Origin of the sequence: Mesorhizobium sp. B2-2-4 (assembly GCF_006442375.1) — a bacterium.
GTDB lineage: Bacteria > Pseudomonadota > Alphaproteobacteria > Rhizobiales > Rhizobiaceae > Mesorhizobium.
The window spans coordinates 191,022-208,040 of record NZ_VFWB01000003.1 but is presented as its reverse complement, the minus strand read 5'-3'; the positions used below and the strand labels follow the sequence as shown (position 1 = coordinate 208,040).

General features: G+C 61.9%; 18 protein-coding genes. 10 read left to right on the top strand and 8 right to left on the bottom strand.

The window, feature by feature from the left end; all coding sequences use genetic code 11:
- Positions 1 to 345: 345 nt before the first annotated feature.
- The 4 genes from rpsT to FJ959_RS09245 form a co-directional block, all read right to left on the bottom strand.
- Positions 346 to 612: a 30S ribosomal protein S20 gene (gene rpsT, locus FJ959_RS09260; RefSeq protein WP_140496747.1), complete on the bottom strand. Its 267-nt coding sequence runs from the start codon at positions 610 to 612 to the stop codon at positions 346 to 348.
- Positions 613 to 819: 207 nt separating this feature from the next.
- Positions 820 to 1,593 carry an enoyl-CoA hydratase gene (locus FJ959_RS09255; RefSeq protein ID WP_140564841.1) on the bottom strand — a complete coding sequence of 258 codons (774 nt, stop codon included), beginning with the start codon at positions 1,591 to 1,593 and terminating at the stop codon, positions 820 to 822.
- Between the two features lie 41 nt (positions 1,594 to 1,634).
- Positions 1,635 to 2,525: a bifunctional DNA-formamidopyrimidine glycosylase/DNA-(apurinic or apyrimidinic site) lyase gene (mutM, locus tag FJ959_RS09250; protein ID WP_140496743.1), complete on the bottom strand. Its 891-nt coding sequence runs from the start codon at positions 2,523 to 2,525 to the stop codon at positions 1,635 to 1,637.
- Entirely contained in the window at positions 2,518 to 3,759 is a 1,242-nt protein-coding gene (locus FJ959_RS09245; RefSeq protein ID WP_140560884.1) for a phosphopentomutase, read from the bottom strand. Before FJ959_RS09245 ends, mutM begins: the two co-directional genes overlap by 8 nt.
- Before the next feature lie 135 nt (positions 3,760 to 3,894).
- Here FJ959_RS09245 and FJ959_RS09240 point away from each other — a divergent pair, with 135 nt between their 5' ends.
- Entirely contained in the window at positions 3,895 to 4,812 is a 918-nt protein-coding gene (locus FJ959_RS09240) for a PhnD/SsuA/transferrin family substrate-binding protein (protein WP_140557605.1), read from the top strand.
- 5 nt (positions 4,813 to 4,817) lie between these two features.
- Here FJ959_RS09240 and FJ959_RS09235 read toward each other — a convergent pair whose 3' ends face one another.
- The 3 genes from FJ959_RS09235 to FJ959_RS09225 all read right to left on the bottom strand — a co-directional run bounded on the left by FJ959_RS09235 (position 4,818) and on the right by FJ959_RS09225 (position 6,608).
- Positions 4,818 to 5,438, bottom strand: coding sequence for a TadE/TadG family type IV pilus assembly protein (locus FJ959_RS09235; RefSeq protein ID WP_140523898.1), 621 nt, complete (start codon positions 5,436 to 5,438; stop codon positions 4,818 to 4,820).
- Positions 5,439 to 5,476: 38 nt separating this feature from the next.
- Positions 5,477 to 6,058 (bottom strand): TadE/TadG family type IV pilus assembly protein, encoded by a 582-nt coding sequence (locus tag FJ959_RS09230; protein WP_140513202.1) that lies wholly within the window; start codon positions 6,056 to 6,058, stop codon positions 5,477 to 5,479.
- 127 nt (positions 6,059 to 6,185) lie between these two features.
- Positions 6,186 to 6,608, bottom strand: coding sequence for a pilus assembly protein N-terminal domain-containing protein (locus tag FJ959_RS09225; protein WP_140496732.1), 423 nt, complete (start codon positions 6,606 to 6,608; stop codon positions 6,186 to 6,188).
- 320 nt (positions 6,609 to 6,928) lie between these two features.
- Here FJ959_RS09225 and FJ959_RS09220 point away from each other — a divergent pair, with 320 nt between their 5' ends.
- From FJ959_RS09220 to FJ959_RS09180, 9 genes are all read left to right on the top strand, one after another.
- A complete protein-coding gene (locus FJ959_RS09220) occupies positions 6,929 to 7,108 on the top strand; it encodes a Flp family type IVb pilin (RefSeq protein WP_140496730.1) in 180 nt (59 codons plus the stop codon).
- Positions 7,109 to 7,269: 161 nt separating this feature from the next.
- Entirely contained in the window at positions 7,270 to 7,788 is a 519-nt protein-coding gene (locus tag FJ959_RS09215; RefSeq protein ID WP_140513204.1) for a prepilin peptidase, read from the top strand.
- Positions 7,789 to 7,989: 201 nt separating this feature from the next.
- Positions 7,990 to 8,802 carry a Flp pilus assembly protein CpaB gene (gene cpaB / locus FJ959_RS09210; RefSeq protein WP_140513206.1) on the top strand — a complete coding sequence of 271 codons (813 nt, stop codon included), beginning with the start codon at positions 7,990 to 7,992 and terminating at the stop codon, positions 8,800 to 8,802.
- The gene (locus FJ959_RS09205) at positions 8,799 to 10,319 is read left to right on the top strand and encodes a type II and III secretion system protein family protein (RefSeq protein WP_140513208.1); all 1,521 of its coding nucleotides are present in this window, start codon (positions 8,799 to 8,801) and stop codon (positions 10,317 to 10,319) included. Before cpaB ends, FJ959_RS09205 begins: the two co-directional genes overlap by 4 nt.
- Positions 10,320 to 10,333: 14 nt before the next feature.
- Entirely contained in the window at positions 10,334 to 11,071 is a 738-nt protein-coding gene (locus FJ959_RS09200; protein WP_140513210.1) for a CpaD family pilus assembly protein, read from the top strand.
- A 34-nt stretch (positions 11,072 to 11,105) separates the two neighbouring features.
- Entirely contained in the window at positions 11,106 to 12,395 is a 1,290-nt protein-coding gene (locus FJ959_RS09195) for a CpaE family protein (RefSeq protein WP_140513212.1), read from the top strand.
- A gap of 29 nt (positions 12,396 to 12,424) precedes the next feature.
- The gene (locus FJ959_RS09190; protein ID WP_140560882.1) at positions 12,425 to 13,933 is read left to right on the top strand and encodes a CpaF family protein; all 1,509 of its coding nucleotides are present in this window, start codon (positions 12,425 to 12,427) and stop codon (positions 13,931 to 13,933) included.
- 29 nt (positions 13,934 to 13,962) lie between these two features.
- A complete protein-coding gene (locus FJ959_RS09185) occupies positions 13,963 to 14,976 on the top strand; it encodes a type II secretion system F family protein (RefSeq protein ID WP_140496708.1) in 1,014 nt (337 codons plus the stop codon).
- A 9-nt stretch (positions 14,977 to 14,985) separates the two neighbouring features.
- Positions 14,986 to 16,002, top strand: coding sequence for a type II secretion system F family protein (locus tag FJ959_RS09180; protein WP_140496706.1), 1,017 nt, complete (start codon positions 14,986 to 14,988; stop codon positions 16,000 to 16,002).
- Between the two features lie 82 nt (positions 16,003 to 16,084).
- Here FJ959_RS09180 and FJ959_RS09175 read toward each other — a convergent pair whose 3' ends face one another.
- Positions 16,085 to 16,906, bottom strand: coding sequence for a tetratricopeptide repeat protein (locus tag FJ959_RS09175; RefSeq protein ID WP_140523904.1), 822 nt, complete (start codon positions 16,904 to 16,906; stop codon positions 16,085 to 16,087).
- Between the last annotated feature and the right edge of the window lie 113 nt (positions 16,907 to 17,019).

Below are 17,019 nucleotides of genomic sequence, written 5' to 3'. Positions count from 1 at the left end.
TTTTCCGGCGAATATGAAAAAGCCGGGCTGGCGCGAAATTTTGTGAAATAAATCGCTTGACAGCCAGTTGTTCTCCTGGCGCTTCGCCGCGCTGTGGACAACGTGTGGATGACTATCTGTAACTAGCTGGGAAATATTGATTATTTCTGCGGAGGGAGAATTTTTTAGCCGACACTTTTCAAGTATCTGGACCATCAGCCGGCACGCATATGCCGGCAAAGCATTTCGGACCGCAAACTCCGCTTTCGACGCCGTTTCCGAGTATTCTTTTTAAGTGCTTGCCGGCAAACGAAAAAACCCGGCACTATCGGCCGGGTTCTCAGAAGATCAGTCCGGAAAGGGACGTCAGGCCGACAGCACCTTGAGGCGCTGGGCCAGCCGTGAAACCTTGCGGGCCGCGGTGTTCTTGTGGATCACGCCCTTTGTCGCGGCACGCATCAATTCCGGCTCGGCGGCCTTGAACGCCGCCTGCGCGGCGGCCTTGTCGCCGGAGGCGAGCGCCTCCTCGACCTGGCGCACATAAGTGCGGACGCGCGAGCGGCGGTTTTTATTGATCGCCGCGCGGCGGACGATCTTGCGCGTTGCCTTTTTGGCCGAGGATGTATTGGCCATGATGCCTCTCTTCTGATCTGGTCGGCGCATGCGGCATGCCGCAGGGCACAAAAAACAAACGGGCAGCCACAGGGCCGCCTCGGTTGGTGCGGCTTATAGTTCAGCTTTCCCGGCGCGTCAACGCTGGCTGGCGTTCTTTTTGGCTGTCGTCGCGCCGGAGCATTTTTTCAGCCACGCCGAAGCATTTCGCGCCCCGGAGGTGCGCTGTCAGCGATTGGTGAAATTCGGCTTGCGCTTCTCGGCGAAGGCCGCCATGCCTTCCTTCTGGTCGTCGAGCGCAAACAGCGAATGGAACAGTCGACGTTCGAACCGCAGCCCCTCGGCGAGCGTCGTTTCATAGGCTCGGTTGACGGCTTCCTTTGCCATCATCACCGACGGCAGCGAAAAATCGGCGATCTTGGCCGCCGCCTTGACGGCCTCCTCGACAAGCTCGCCGGCAGGCACGACGCGCGAGACCAGGCCGGAACGCTCGGCCTCCGCGGCATCCATCATCCGCCCGGTCAGGCACATGTCCATCGCCTTCGACTTGCCGACGAACCGGGTCAGGCGTTGTGAGCCGCCCATGCCGGGAATGACGCCGAGCGTGATTTCGGGCTGGCCGAATTTTGCCGTGTCGGCGGCGATGATGAAGTCGCACATCATCGCCAGTTCGCAGCCGCCGCCCAGCGCATAGCCCGCCACCGCCGCGATGATCGGCTTGCGCGCCCGGGTCAACTCTTCCCAGCCGACGAAAAAGTCCTTGATGTAGGCATCGACGTAGGAAATCGACAGCATTTCCTTGATATCGGCGCCTGCGGCGAAGGCCTTCTCGGAACCGGTGACGACCATCGCGCCGATGCCGTCATCTGCCCCGAACACGTTTACCGCGGCCACCAATTCCGCCATGACCTGGGAATTCAGCGCATTGAGCGCCTTCGGCCGGTTCAAGGTGATCAGCCCGACCTTGCCCCTGGTTTCAACGACGATCGTTTCATAGGCCATGGCTTCGGCTCCTCTTCCAGGCAATTGAAGATCGATCTAGCTCACCGCTGACAGGTCCGGCAATAGAAGGTCGAGCGGCCGCTCTGCGTGATGCGCTCGATATGGCCGCCGCAGCCAGGCTTGGAGCAGGGTTCGCCCTCCCGGTCATACACCGCGAAGGAGTGCTGGAAATAGCCCAGCGACCCGTCGGTCTGCATGTAGTCGCGCAGCGACGATCCGCCGGCCGCAATGGCATCTGCGATGACCGAGCGGACCGCCACGGCAAGCCCCCGGCTTTGCTCACCCGCTTTCTTGCCGGCTTTGGCTATCGTGCCCGCCTCGCGCAGCGGCGACAGCCCGGCGCGCCATAGCGCCTCCGAGACATAGATGTTGCCGAGCCCGGCTATCAATCTCTGGTCGAGAAGAGCGGCCTTCAGCGGCGATTTCCGGCCCTTCAGCAGTGAGGCCAGCAGCACTCCGTCAAGCGCATTGCCGGTGGGTTCGACGCCGAGCCCCGCCAGCATCGGATGGGTGTCCGGCGGCCCTTCGCAAAACAGCATGAAGCCGAAGCGACGCGGATCGTTGAAAACCACGCGCGAGCGGGTGCCGTCCCGAGAGGCGACGTCGAAGATGACATGGTCGTGCGTCGAACTCTTCGACCGCTCGTGATGGAACACGCCGGGCATTTCGGCAGCGTCGGCCGTCTCGATGCGAAACGAGCCCGACATGCCGAGATGGCAGATCAGGGCGGGACCGCCTTCGAGATCCATCGTCAGATATTTGGCTCGGCGTCCGAGCGCCGTGATCGTCTTGCCGGTCAGCCGCTCGGCGAATTTTTCGGGGAATGGAAAACGCAGGTCCGGCCGGCGTGCCTCGGCGCGGATGATGCGGGCACCCTCCAGAACCGGCTCCAGCCCGCGCCGGACCGTCTCGACCTCGGGCAATTCAGGCATGGCCGCCCATATCCGGGTAAAAGGAAGTGCCGTAGCGGCCGTGCGCCAACCCGAGATGTTCGGCCACGGTTTCACCAATGTCGCAGAATGTCGTTCTCAGCCCGATGTCGCCGCCCGTCAGACCTGGTCCGATGCCGATCACCGGAATGCGTTCGCGTGTGTGGTCGGTGCCGCGCCAGGTCGGGTCGTTGCCATGGTCGGCCGTCAGGATCAGCAGATCGCCCTGTCGCAATCTCGCGAATGCTTCCGGCAGTCGCCGGTCGAAGGCCTCGAGCGCGGCGGCATAACCTGCAACATCGCGGCGATGGCCGAACTCGGTGTCGAAATCGACGAAATTGGCGAAGACGAGATCGCCGTCGCGGGCCGCATCCATTGCATCAAGCGCCTGGTCGAACATGGCCATGTTGCCCGCGGCCTTGCGCACTTCCGAAATCCCCCGATGGGCAAAGATGTCGCCGATCTTGCCGACGGCGATGACGCGGCTGCCACGCGCCGTCAGCCGGTCGAGCAATGTCGGCTCGGGTGGCGGCACGGCGTAGTCGTGTCGATTGTAGGTCCGCTCGAAAGTGGCTGCCGTCTCGCCGACGAACGGTCGCGCGATCACCCTTCCGATCCTCAACGGATCAACCAGGCGACGCACCACCTTGCAGAATTCGTAGAGCCGCTCCAGGCCGAAATGGACCTCGTGCGCGGCGACTTGCAGGACTGAGTCCACGGAGGTGTAGCAGATTGGCTTGCCCGTGCGGACGTGCTCCTCACCGAACCGTTCGATGATCTCGGTGCCAGGCGCGTGGCAGTTGCCGAGAATGCCCGGCACCTTGCCTTCGCGGATGATGGCCTCGGTCAGTTCGGAGGGAAAGGCCGGGACCGTGTCGGGAAAGTAGCCCCAGTCGAAACGTACCGGCAGGCCGGCTATCTCCCAATGGCCGGATGGCGTGTCCTTGCCGCTCGAAACCTCCTGGGCGGCACCGTGGAAGGCATTGGCGACGAGATCCGTCCCGAAAGAGGCAAAGCCCAGCCCCGTCGCGGTCTCGGCAGCCTTGCCAAGTCCGAGCGACGCCATGTTGGGAACAAACAACGGTCCCTGGCGAAGTCCTTCACGATCGGCGCGGCCTTCCGCACAGGCCTCGGTGATATGGGCGAAGGTGTTGGCACCGGCATCGCCGTAGCGTTCGGCGTCGGCGGCGCCGCCTATGCCGAAGGAATCCAGGACGAAGAGGAAAGCACGCGCCATGAGAACATTGTTGCCGGTTTGAGCATCCAGACATAGGGTTCCACGGCGGCATTGGCAATTCGGAAACCAAACGGCAACCGCTCGGCGCGATAGTCCGGAACCAATTCATTGACGGATCGCAGGACCGGGTCTCCCATGAAAGCTGCCCTGAAGACATGCGCCGCTCTCATGATCGCGCAAGGCGCGGTCTGGTCCGGCTCGGCGCACGCCGACTGGCGTGACGATATCGGCACGTTTCGCATCGGCATCGTCGCCGAACCCGGCGCCGCCAACACCGTTCCAGGCCTGGCGCGGTTGACCGAGGCCTTTACCAACGCGCTGGGCATGAAGGTGGAGTTCGTCGTTGCCCGTGACTATGCCGCGCTGATCGATGCGCAGGCCAATGCCCGCATCGAATATGCCGTCTACTCGGCGACCGCCTATGCAACGGCGTCAAGACGCTGCGAGTGCGTCGAACCGCTTGTGGCACCGGTCGATTCCGATGGCGCGGTCGGCATCCGCGCCGTGCTGCTGACGAAGGATGGCAAGGTGCCCAGCCTGGCCGCGATGGAAACCCACCGGATCGCCATGCCGCCGGCGGACAGCATTGGTTCTCTTTTGCCATTGGCCGGACTGGCTGCCGAGCACGTCAAGATCGCAGAGGACGCATCGTTTCTGGTTCACGCCGGTTCCGCCTCGGCCGCGGAAGGAATGCTGGTCGATGGCCAGGCCGATGCCTTGTTCGGCTGGGCGACGGCGGCGGCCGACGGCGAGCCAAGACTATCGGGCACGCAGGCAAGGCTCGAAGCCGCCGGGCTTTCGGCGACCGCCCTTCAAGTCGTATGGACGTCGGGTTTGCTGAGATACGGTCCTCACGCGGTGCGTAGCGATCTCGACCCGGAAGCCAAGCGCCGGTTGGCGGTTTTCCTGACCAATCTCAAATCGACGACGCCCGACATCTACGACCTGCTGGAATCGAGGCATTCCGGCGGTTTCGCCACCGTGGTTCCCAAGGATTACGAGATGGCGCACGCCATCGTGCGTCTGGTGTCGGACGGTGGCGTGCGGCGATAGGGTCGTCAGCAGTCGCCGCAGGGGATCGTCAGGCTTCTGCGCGGACGCAGATAATAGGTCTCGCCCATCGATATGTTGTTGAAGACCGTCGTCAATCCGGCCGTCTGTGAGCTGTCTGCGGACCAGGTGATGATCGGTTTGTAACCAAGTTTGCTTTCGACACGAATGAGAAAGGTGCCTGCGACCCTGAGCGTTGCCGGAACCGTAGTGGTTGCGGGCAGGGCGGTGCCGATACTGTAAGCACCATTGACCACCTTGCGCGACCACACCACGTTCACCCTGGGCGGCGTGTCGGTTGTGACCTGTATTGCCGTGATGGTGATATCCGGCTTCGAGCGATTGTACGGCTGCAAGGTGGAGGTGCCGATCTTCATGATGGCATCCAGATCCGCCTTGACGATGGTCGGCTGCTGCGTGACCAGATCCGCGACCATGCTGCCGATGCGGCTGACCTTCTTGCTGGTCTCGATGGCCTGCGAAGCCTCCATGGTGATGAAATACATGATCAGCAGGATTGGCACGATGAGAGCGAACTCGACCGCCGCGATGCCACGGCGATCGCGTATGAAACCGACCCACTTCCCCCAGCGTCCTGCAATTTCTGGATGTGCCCCCGCACGCATCATGCCCGTCCCTTTTTCTTGGCTTTGCTTTCGCCGCGAACTCAGTTGTCGAATGGCTCGTTCTGCCAGGTCACCGATGCAAAATGCAGTGTCTTGTTACCGCCCATCGACTGAGCCAGAAGATCGGTCATGACGGGCCATTTGTAGAAGACCCGCAGCATGTTCTTCGATTCTGCCAGGCCCGGCGTGGTCGCGAAGGGCTGCGAGTTGGCGCCTTGCATCAAGATGATCTCGCCATTCTCGATCTTGAAGCTGGCCGTGGCCGCGTCGGCGAACGTGGTATATGCGCGAAGGTCCACGTCCAGCTGATTTGGGCAATCCTGCGAGACGATGATCTTCAGTTTGTCGCAGATCATGGTCTTCAACTTGTCCCCGGCGACGTCGGCCGGTCTCAACTGCCCGGTGCGCAATTTGCGCGCGATGTCGTCGGTGATGTTGGCCATAACTTCCTGGCCGGCAAATGAGATGCAGCTTTCCAGGATGGCGAAGACAAGAACCGCGAACGGCAATGCGAGCAGCGCGAATTCCAGTGCCGTACTGCCGCGGCGGTCGCCGGCGAAGCGTGCGAAAAGCCGTGCCCGTCTTGCCTTGCGGTCGCTTGTCGAGACGAATTCGATGCTCATGCTCTGATCCTGCCCATCCCCAGACGGTCTCGGCAGGTGTACTAGTGCAAACCAGTTGAAGTCCGGTTTGAATGATCGTTAAAGTCGCCGCGGGCGCCTTAACCACCCGCTAACCTGGACCGCGTGCCTACCGGCTGACGCTCATCTCGGCTTCTGAGGATTTTTCGGCTTCGCTCTTGTAGGAGCTTTCGCAATAGGGCGTGCAGGACATGGTCTGAACTTCAGCGCGCCGGTAGATGCGCACCGACGAGGCCGCCTGCCGCACGACGGTGATCTGTTCATCGATGATCGGGCTGCCATCCTGGTCGAGGACGACGAGGTTGGTGACGCCGAAGCCCTTGCCAGTCAGCACGATCGTCGAGGCGTCCTGCACGGACGCGTCGGCGATTGCCGGGTTGCCGACCACGATCGTGTCGGCGGGGCGCGACAGTTTGACGATCTTGGCCTGGTTCATGGTGACCTCGATGCCGGTGTCGGCCCTGGCGGGCATGACAAAGCTCACGGCGGCAAGAAGCACGGCAATCAGGATCGACGATTTCGGCTCGGCCATTGACGCGCTCCAGGCGGGCGGACTGTTCAACGGAACATGAACGAGATTGGTGAACCAACGGTTAAGCAGGCCCGGGCGCCATATGCCGCGATCGTCATACGCGCCGCGGAGCTGTTTCTTTTGCGGCTGCTTGCCTGGGAATTGCGCCTCGGCCGGCGCTTAGCCCATAGTTAACCACGCAATATGTTCCAACCGGGAAAGGAATCGGTAAGGCTGTTTATTAAGTCGATCGAAAGAGCTTCTCCCTAGATTGGCAGCATCCGATCAACCATCACAGAAGTTGACGGAAGTGCTGTAACACGTGGAGTAGGAGCTCTCGAATGTCTAATCTCATTGCACGTTTCGTAAAGGACGAATCCGGCGCGACCGCTATCGAATATGGTCTGATCGCCGCCCTCATCGCGCTCGCCATCATCGTCGGCGCCGGCGCGCTTGGCAACGCCATCAACGCCAAGTTCGAAGCTATCGGAACGTCCCTGAACAACGTCCCGACGCCCTGAACGACGTCAAGTATATTGAGCGCTCGGATTGCGTTCTGGACAAGGGCCGCCACCTGGCGGCCCTTGTTCTATTCAATGTCTTTTTGCCCTGGGCCTCATCAATCGTTAATCGAACATGCTTAGATTGAGTGCGGCTTAATCCGATAATAGGCATAGCGCCGATGCTTGAAGCCCTGATCTTCGTCGTCTTCCCGTTCTGCATGCTGTTCGCCGCGATCTCCGACATGCTGTCGATGACGATCGCCAATCGCGTGCCGGTGCTGCTCGTCGTCGTCTTCGCGCTGGTTGCGCCGCTGACCGGCATGGAATGGGCGGCCTATGGCTGGCATTTCGCCGCCGGCGCGCTGGTTCTTGCCGCAACGTTCGGCCTCTTTGCAATGGGCGGCATGGGCGGCGGTGATGCCAAGCTGCTGGCCGCGACCGCCGTGTGGATGGGACTCAACATCCAGCTCGTCGAGTATCTCGTGGTCTCGACCTTCATAGGCGGCTTGCTGACGCTTGCCATTCTCGTCTACCGGAAGTCGCCGCTTGCGGTTTTTACCGGCCGCAATCCGTTCCTGCGTCACTTCGCGGACGAGACGACCGGGGTTCCCTACGGCATCGCGCTCGGTTTGGGCGGATTGCTGACCTACCCGGATTCGCCCCTGATGGTCTGGGCGCTGGCCAGGCTGGCGGCCTGACCTTACCGATCATTCCTTGGCTGTGTTGCGGCTGGCTCCGCGGAGCGGGGCTGGCTGTTTGTCCGTGGCTGCGCAATACAGCTAATTTATGTAAACCTTAAATTAATCACGATCGTAAGCATTACATTAACCTTGTTTTGACGATTGCCGCTGCAAAGTCCGGCCTGGCTAGGTGGTTTGCCAAGGCGAGGGTTCGGACAGATGCCAGCATCCCGATTGATTATTCTGAGCGTGGCGGTCGCCGCGGCGGGTGGTGCTGGCTATGTCGCGAAGAACATGGTCGCCGCGCCGCCACCGCAGATCGTCGAGTCCGGTCCAGCGGCTCCCGCCGTGGCATTGCAGGACGTGCTTGTCCTGTCGGGTGATGTCACCATGGGCAGCCAGCTCGAGAACAACATTGCCTGGCAATCCTGGCCGGCCGACGGCATCAACGCCAATTTCATCACCAAGGCCACTGCTCCCGACGCCCTGGAGAAACTGAAGGGGTCCATAGCCCGTGTGCCGATGTACGCGGGCGAGCCGGTGCGGCGTTCCAAGCTGATCGGCGAGGGGCAAAGCTTCATGTCGTCGATCCTGCCCTCCGGCATGCGGGCGGTCGCCACGACGATATCGGCCGACACCTCTGCCGGCGGCTTCATCCTTCCGAATGATTTCGTCGACGTCATTATGACCCGCCGGGCCGATGCCAACAGCGGCGGCTCCGGCTTCAACACCGAAACCATCCTCAAGAACATCCGCGTCCTGGCGATCGACCAGACCATCCAGGAGGACGAGGAAGGCAAGAAGACCAGGGTGGGCCAGACCGCCACGCTGGAACTGACGCCCAAGCAGGCGGAGATCATCACCGTCGCCCAGCAGATGGCGGATCGCCTGACGCTCGCGCTGCGCGCGATCACGGACACCCAGGAAAAGAATTTGGATGAGGCCGACTATCTCGTTTCCGGCAATGGCCGCAAGGGAACGGTCAGGCTGATCAAGTCGGGCGAAGTTTCCGAAGTGGGGGCAAGGAAATGAGGCTAAGCGGTAAACTGCCGGCGATCATGGCAGCGGCTTTCGGCCTGCTGCTCATTGGGACAAACGTGCAGAGCGTTGTCGAGGCCAAGAGTGCACAGGTTTCGGCTTCGGCGGCCACCCAGCGCGTCAAGCTCGGCCTCAACAAGTCGGTGGTCATCGACCTGCCGAGTGATGCCTACGACATTCTTGTCGCCAATCCGACCGTCGCCGATGCGGTGACCCGCACCGCGAGGCGCATCTACCTGTTCGGCAAGGCGGTTGGCGAGACCAACATCTTTGTGTTCGGGCCGAATGGCGAACAGATCGTCAGCCTCGATCTGGCCGTCGAACGCGACGTCGCAGGCCTGGAGGATTATATCAAGCGCTTCATCCCGACATCGTCCATCAAGGTCGAACTGCTGAACGACAACGTCGTCCTGACGGGAACCGTCGACACGCCGCTGGACGCCAAACGCGCCGTCGACCTGGCGACGATCTTCGTCTCGGGCGGTGAAGCGACGACGGGACAATATTCGCAGACCGCGGCCGGCGGCTCGGCCCAGAGTGGTGTCGACATCAACAATCCGGACCAGGAACGCCGCGTCTCGAAAATCGTCAATCTTTTGCAGATCATCGGCGACGACCAGGTCACGCTCAAGGTGACGGTCGCCGAAGTCAGCCGCTCCGTGATGAAGCAGCTTGGCGTCAACATGGTGGGCAGCGGCGGTAGCAACGGCATCAGCTATGACGCGATGAGCACCCCGGCATACGGGCTTGGGAAACCGCTCTCGCAATTCTCGGGAGCTTCGATCGGCACCTCGGCGCTTCAGGCGTATCTAAACGCAATGGAGCAAGGTGGCGTCATGAAGACGCTGGCGGAGCCGACCCTCACCGCCGTGTCGGGTGAGAAGGCAACATTCAGGGTCGGTGGCGAGTTCAATCTCATCACCAGCCGTACGAACAATGTTTCGGACGAGAACAAGACAGGGCAGGTCACATACACCAACGACAAACTTGAATACGGCATCGGCCTGGAGTTCCAACCGGTTGTGCTGTCGGCCGGTCGGATCAGCCTCAAGGTCCGGACGTCCGTGTCGGAGCCTACTGCCGAAGGCGCCACCACGCTGGAAGCTGCAGGCAGGTTGCCCGGAACCACGCTGTTGTCTATCCGCAAGAGACTTGCCGACACGACCGTCGAATTGCCGTCAGGTGGTTCGATGATGATCGCCGGCCTCGTCCGCGATGACGTCAGGCAGGCTGTCGCCGGCCTGCCCGGGCTGACAAAGATCCCGGTGCTCGGCACACTGTTCCGAAGCAGAGACTTCGTGCGCAACGAGACCGAACTGGTGATCATCATCACGCCCTATCTGGTGAAACCGGTGGCACGAAACGACCTCGCCAAACCTGACGACAATTTCAACGCCGCCAGCGATGGCGCCGGTATGTTCCTGGGCCGAGTCAATCGTGTCTACGGCACAATGCAGACGGACAAGCCCAGCGGCCGTTATCACGGCGTCGTCGGCTTCATCTACAAGTGAACGGGGAAGCGGACATGTCTCAGTCAGCATTGCAGGCAAGGACCATCGCCATGACCACGCGCTCCGGCCGTTCGGGAATTCTCCGGCGCGCCATTCCTGCCCTGGCGGTGGCGATGGCGGCATTGCTGGCCGGCTGCGCCCAGCGCGACAGTGTCACCGTCGGCGCCATTCCAGACGACTACCGCACCAACCATCCGATCGTGATCGCCGAGAAGAACCAAAAGATAGATCTACCTGTCGGTGCAGGTGACCGCGGCATGACCGGCTCGCAGCGCGATACGCTCCTGGGTTTCCTCGACGGCTATGACAAGAGTGCTGCCCCGACGCTGACGATCCAGGTTCCGAGCGGCTCGGCCAACGAGGTCGCCGCCGCCGCCGCAGCGCGCGATTTCGCCCGGCTCGCGATTGCCGCGGGCGTCAAGCGCAACCGGATCGTGGTCGTCTCCTATCAGGCTGCCTCGAGTGAGACATCCGCCCCGATCCGGGTCGCCTATATCGCCGTGAAGGCCCAGACCGACAAATGCGGACGATGGCCAGATGACCTGCTGGAGACGTCTGAGAACAAACACTATGCCGATTTCGGCTGCTCCTATCAAAACAATCTCGCCGCCCAGATGGCCAATCCGGCCGACCTGATCGGGCCGCGCAAGCAGACCACCATCGACGCGGAAAATCGTGGCGCGGTGATCGACGTCTACCGCAGCAGGGGTATTTCGGACGAGTTCCTCGGCAATTCTGAAGTGACATACTGAGCCGCGCCCTAAGGAAAAGAGAAGTCACGGAAAGATGACCATGAGCAATCTTGCCTATGACACCCCCGTGGACGGCGGTGAGACCTCGCCGCAGGACATCGCCGCGATGCAGGCGCTGCGGCCGGTTCCCCGCATCTCGATCCAGGCATTCTGCGAGACCGAGGGTGTCGCCAATCCAGTCGAGCGCGCCGGCGAGGACCGCCGCATGACCAAGGCCCATCTCAAGGTCCATATGGGCGGCGTCCCCACGGCCATCGAATTCTACCAGTCGGCGCCGACGCCGAACCTGATCCTGCTGGAGTCGCGCAGCGAACCCAAACAGCTGCTGGAACAGCTCGCGCAGCTCTCGGAATATTGCGACCCGTCTTCCAAAGTGGTGGTAATCGGCCACTACAACGATGTCGGCCTCTATCGCGAGCTCATCCGCTCCGGCATTTCCGAATATGTCATCGCGCCGGTGTCGATGGCCGACATCGTCAGCGTCATATCGTCGATCTTTGTCGATCCGGAAGCCGAGCCGCTCGGCCGCTCGATCGCCTTCGTCGGCGCCAAGGGTGGCGTCGGCTCTTCCACCATCGCCCATAACGTGGCTTGGGCGATGTCCTCCCTGTTCAAATCCGAGGTGGTCGTCGCAGACCTCGACCTCGCTTTCGGCACGGCCAACATCAATTTCGACCAGGATCCCGCGCAAGGCATCGCCGAAGCGGTGTTTTCGCCCGAGCGCATCGATGAAGTCTATCTCGACCGGCTGCTGACCCAGTGCGCCGAACACCTTTCGCTGCTCGCCGCGCCCTCGACGCTCGAACGCGTCTATGATTTCGATCCCGACGCCTTTACGCAGCTTGTCGACACCGCGCAGCGCACCGTGCCGCTCCTGGTGCTCGACGTTCCCCATGTCTGGACGGGTTGGACCAAGAACACCCTGATCAAGGCCGATGAAATCGTCATCACGGCGACGCCGGAACTGGCCAATTTGCGCAATACCAAGAATTTGGTCGACATGCTCAAACGGCTTCGTCCCAACGACTCGCCGCCCAAACTCATCATCAATCAGGCCGGCGTGCCCAAACGTCCGGAGATTTCCCCGTCCGATTTCGCCGAGCCGCTCGGCCTGGCCGCGATGGCGATCATCGGCTTTGACCCGCTGCTGTTCGGCAATGCCGCTAACAACGGACGTATGCTTGGTGAAATGGACGCCAAGAACCCGGTTGTCGCCACGATCAACGAAATTGCCCATGTGCTGACCGGCCGCAGCGAAATCCGGGTGAAGAAAAAAGCGGGTCTCGGAAATCTGCTCGGCAAGCTTTCGCGCAACAAGAAATGATGCTTCTTCAGTGGAATCGGTAGTCGATCATGTTTGGTAAGAGAGGCAGCGACGACGGCAACCGGTTCAAGCCGGAATTCCGCCAGCCGGCACCGGCGCCGACCGCGCCAGCCGTCGCGGATTCGGCCGATACGGCGGTTCTTGCGAGGCCGGCGGCCGCACCCGCGTCGAGCGCTCCTGTTGCACCGCCGGCCCGCCGCGCGGTCGAGTCGCCGCCGATAGCTCCGGAGCCGAAGCGGGCGGCGCGCGAAAAGAGCGAAACCTACTACGACACCAAGAGCCAGGTCTTCGCCGCCCTGATCGACACGATCGACCTGTCGCAACTCGCCAAGCTCGATCCCGAAAGCGCGCGCGAGGAAATCCGCGACATCGTCAACGACATCATCGCGATCAAGAATTTCGCGATGTCGATCGCCGAACAGGAAGAACTGCTCGAGGATATCTGCAACGACGTGCTTGGCTATGGGCCGCTCGAGCCATTGCTCGCCCGCGACGACATCGCCGACATCATGGTCAACGGCTCCAAGAACGTCTACATCGAAGTCAACGGCAAGGTCGAACAGACCGGCATTCGTTTTCGTGACAACCAGCAGCTTCTCAACATCTGCCAGCGCATCGTCAGCCAGGTTGGCCGCCGCGTCGATGAATCCAGCCCGATCTGCGATGCGCGTCTTCCCGACGGCTCCCGCGTCAACGTCATCGCGCCGCCGCTCGCCATCGACGGCACCGCGCTCACCATCCGCAAATTCAAGAAGGACAAGCTGACGCTCGATCAGCTGGTGAAGTTCGGCGCCATCTCGCCGCAAGGAGCCGAGGTTCTCAAGATCATCGGCCGTGTCCGCTGCAACATCGTCATCTCCGGCGGCACCGGCTCGGGCAAGACGACACTGCTCAACTGCCTGACCAACTACATCGACCGCGAGGAACGCGTCATCACCTGCGAGGACTCGGCCGAACTGCAACTACAGCAGCCGCATGTTGTCCGTCTGGAAACCCGCCCGCCCAACCTCGAAGGGGAAGGCGAGGTGACGATGCGGGATCTGGTCAAGAACTGCCTGCGCATGCGGCCCGAGCGCATCATCGTCGGCGAAGTGCGCGGACCCGAAGTGTTCGACCTTCTGCAGGCGATGAACACCGGCCATGACGGCTCGATGGGAACGATCCACTCGAACAGCCCGCGCGAATGCCTGAATCGCATCGAATCCATGATCGCAATGGGCGGTTTTTCGCTGCCGCAGAAGACCGTGCGCGAAATCGTCGTCGGCTCCATCGACGTGATTATCCAGGCGGCACGCCTGCGCGACGGATCGCGCCGCATCACTCACATCACCGAGGTGATCGGAATGGAAGGCGACGTCATCATCACGCAGGACATCGTCCTCTACAACATCAAGGGCGAGGACGCGAATGGGCGGCTGCTGGGAGAGCATGTATCGACCGGCATCGGTCGCCCGCATTTCTGGGACCGCGCCCGCTACTATGGCGAGGAGCAGCGCCTCGCAATAGCGCTTGAGGCGATGGAGAAACGCGCTGACTGACGCTGCTGCAGGCGTAAGGGTTCTGGTCGATGTTTGGAATTGACGGCACCGTATTGGCGTTTGTCGTGCTCGCCGGCTTCAGCGCCGGCGCGGTCGCCTATGCATTCCTGTTCACCCGGATCAGCAACGAAAAGCAGGCCGGCAAGCGGCTGGAAACGATCAAGACCGCGGAGACGGATCGCTCCGTCGTCAAGGCCTCGCGCGATCGCGTGGCGGAGGCGGCCAAAAGACGCAAGTCGGTCCAGGATTCCTTGAAGGAACTCGACGAGAAGCAGAAATCCAAGGACAGCGCGGTCAAGAAACCGCCGCTGAAAGCCCAACTGCGCCAAGCCGGCCTGAAGGTTTCCATCGAACGCTTCTACATCTATTCCGCCATTTGCGGCCTAGCCCTGACGATCATCGCCTTTGTGGTGGGGGCGCCGCTTTTTGTTTTGCCTGGCGTGCTGCTGGCCGGTGCGCTGGGCCTTCCGCGCTGGTTCGTCTCATTTCGCCGCGCGCGGCGGGTCAAGGCATTCCTCAACGAATTTCCCAACGCGCTCGACATCATCGTGCGCGCGGTCAAATCCGGCCTGCCGCTGAACGATGCGGTGCGCCTGATCGCCAATGAATCTCCCGAGCCCGTCAAGGCCGAGTTTCGCCGCATCGTCGATTCGCAGCAGATGGGCCTGTCGATCCCGGATGCCACCTTGCGCATGCCCGAAACCATGCCATGCACCGAGGCGAGCTTTTTCGGCATCGTCATTCAGATCCAGTCGCAGGCCGGCGGCAATCTCTCCGAGGCGCTGGGCAATCTTTCGCGCGTGCTTCGCGACCGCAAGAAGATGAAGGCCAAGGTCCAGGCGCTGTCGATGGAAGCCAAGGCGTCCGCCGCCATCATCGGCGCGCTGCCTTTCATCGTCGCGTTTCTCGTCTATCTCTCCAGCCCCAACTACCTGATGCCGCTGTTCACCACGAGCATCGGTAACCTGATCCTGGGGGTTTCGGCCGTCTGGATGTCGATCGGCATCTTCGTGATGCGCAAGATGATGAACTTCGAAGTCTAGGGCCGCGGCATGACCGAACAAGTCGTCAAATCACTGACGGATCCCGGCCTCCTGATCGCGCTGCTGGTCGGCATTGCCGTGTTCGCGACGGTCTTCACCTTGCTGCCGGCATTTGGCGGAAACCAGCTCAAGGCGCGCATGAAGTCGGTCGCGCTGGAACGCGACGAATTGCGCGCCAAGCAGCGCGCGCGGCTTGCAAGCGAGGCGGATCGCCGCCGCAAGGGCCTGCGCGAAGAACAGTCGATCGGCATGCGCAACATCGTCGACAGGCTCGACCTGCGGCGCGCCCTCGCCGACGAGGGTACCTTGCAGAAGCTCAAGGTTGCCGGTTTCCGTGGACAGAACCCGCTGACGCGGTTTCTCTTCTTCCGCCTCGTGCTTCCGTTTGTCGGCTTCGCACTGGGCGTGATCTACATATTCGTGCTCGGAGGACTGCCGCAGCAGCCATTGTTCATCCGGCTGTTCGTCTGCGTCCTCGTTGCCTATGGCGGCTTCTACGCACCGGTCGTCTATGTCAACAACCGCGCCACCAAGCGCAAGCAATCGATCCAGATGGCATGGCCGGACGCGCTTGACCTGATGCTGATCTGCGTCGAATCTGGCATGTCGGTGGAAGCGGCATTGCGCAAGGTCGCCGACGAGATCGGCGCCCAATCGGTGGCCCTTGCGGAAGAATTCATCCTGACGAACGCCGAGCTCTCCTATCTGCAGGAGCGCAAGCAGGCCTATGAGAACCTCGCCAGCCGCACCGGCCTGGAATCCGTCAAGTCGGTGTCGCAGGCACTCGTCCAGGCCGAGCGTTACGGCACCCCTGTGGCGCATGCGTTGCGCGTGCTCGCGGGTGAAAGCCGGGACCAACGCATGAACGCTGCCGAGAAGAAGGCCGCCGCCTTGCCGCCCAAGCTCACCGTGCCGATGATCCTGTTTTTCCTGCCGGTGCTGTTCGCCATCATCCTCGGCCCTGCCGGCATCCAGGTCAGCCAGCGCGGCATCTTCGGCCAGGCGCACGAAACCAGCAGCCAGTAGGTGAATCTGACCGATCCAAAGAAAAACCGCGCGGCTGACGCAGCGCGGTTCTCTTATGCAGGGTTCGGTGGCCGCGTGCCGCTCAGTTGGTTGCGGCTTTCGCCTTGTCCTGATCCTTGAGCTGGCTCCAGGCATTTTGCTGAGCCAGCATCTGCCTGAGATAAGCGACATTGGCCTGCGCCTGTTCGGGTGACAGCTCCTGCGAGGCGATCTTCTCGGCTTCGTCGAAGCGGCCCTGCAGGCCGACGACCAGCGCCAGGTTCTGGCGCACGCGGCTGTCGGCATTCGGCTGCTGTGCGGCCGAGCGCATATAGGTTTCGGCGGTGCGCAGGTCGCCTCCCAGCACATAGGACATGCCAAGGTTGGAAAGCACCGAAGGTTCGTTCGGCTTGAGCTCCAGCGCCTTGCGGTAGAGCTGGCGCGCGTCGTCCTTCTGGCTGAGCTGGTCGAGAATGGCCGCTTCCGCCGACACCAGCCTCCAGTCGGGATATTCCGGCGTCTGCGCCCGGCGCACGGCATCAAGCGCCGCCTCGAACTGGCCGTTGGCGGCCAGCGCCTTGCCGTAGGCGGCAAGCACGTCGCGATCCTTGGGATAGGCGATCGCCAGCTTGCGCATCACGGCAAGCGACTGGTCGGCATCGCCATCCATCTGCAGCGCCGCGGCGAAGTTGGTCGCTATCCGCTTATCGTTGGGATTCCTGGAATAGGACTGGCCAAGCGCTGCCGTCGCATTGTGCAATTCTCCCGCCGACATCGTCTCCAGCGGCTTGCCGCTGGTGCGTCCGATCGAGCCTGTGCTGATCTTGTCGGTTCCGCAGCCGGCAACGCCTGCGGCCAGCGCGAGCATGAAGGCCGTGGTGATGAGCCGCTTTCCGCTGGCGTTCATCGTGCGGTTCGTCGACATCGGCACCCTGGGCCTCCATTCGTGCGCGTGGCCATTGCGTGACCATCTTCCCTCTCGAAGAAATATTCTGTTAACCCTAACGGACAGTTAAGAAGCGCCGAATCGACGGACGT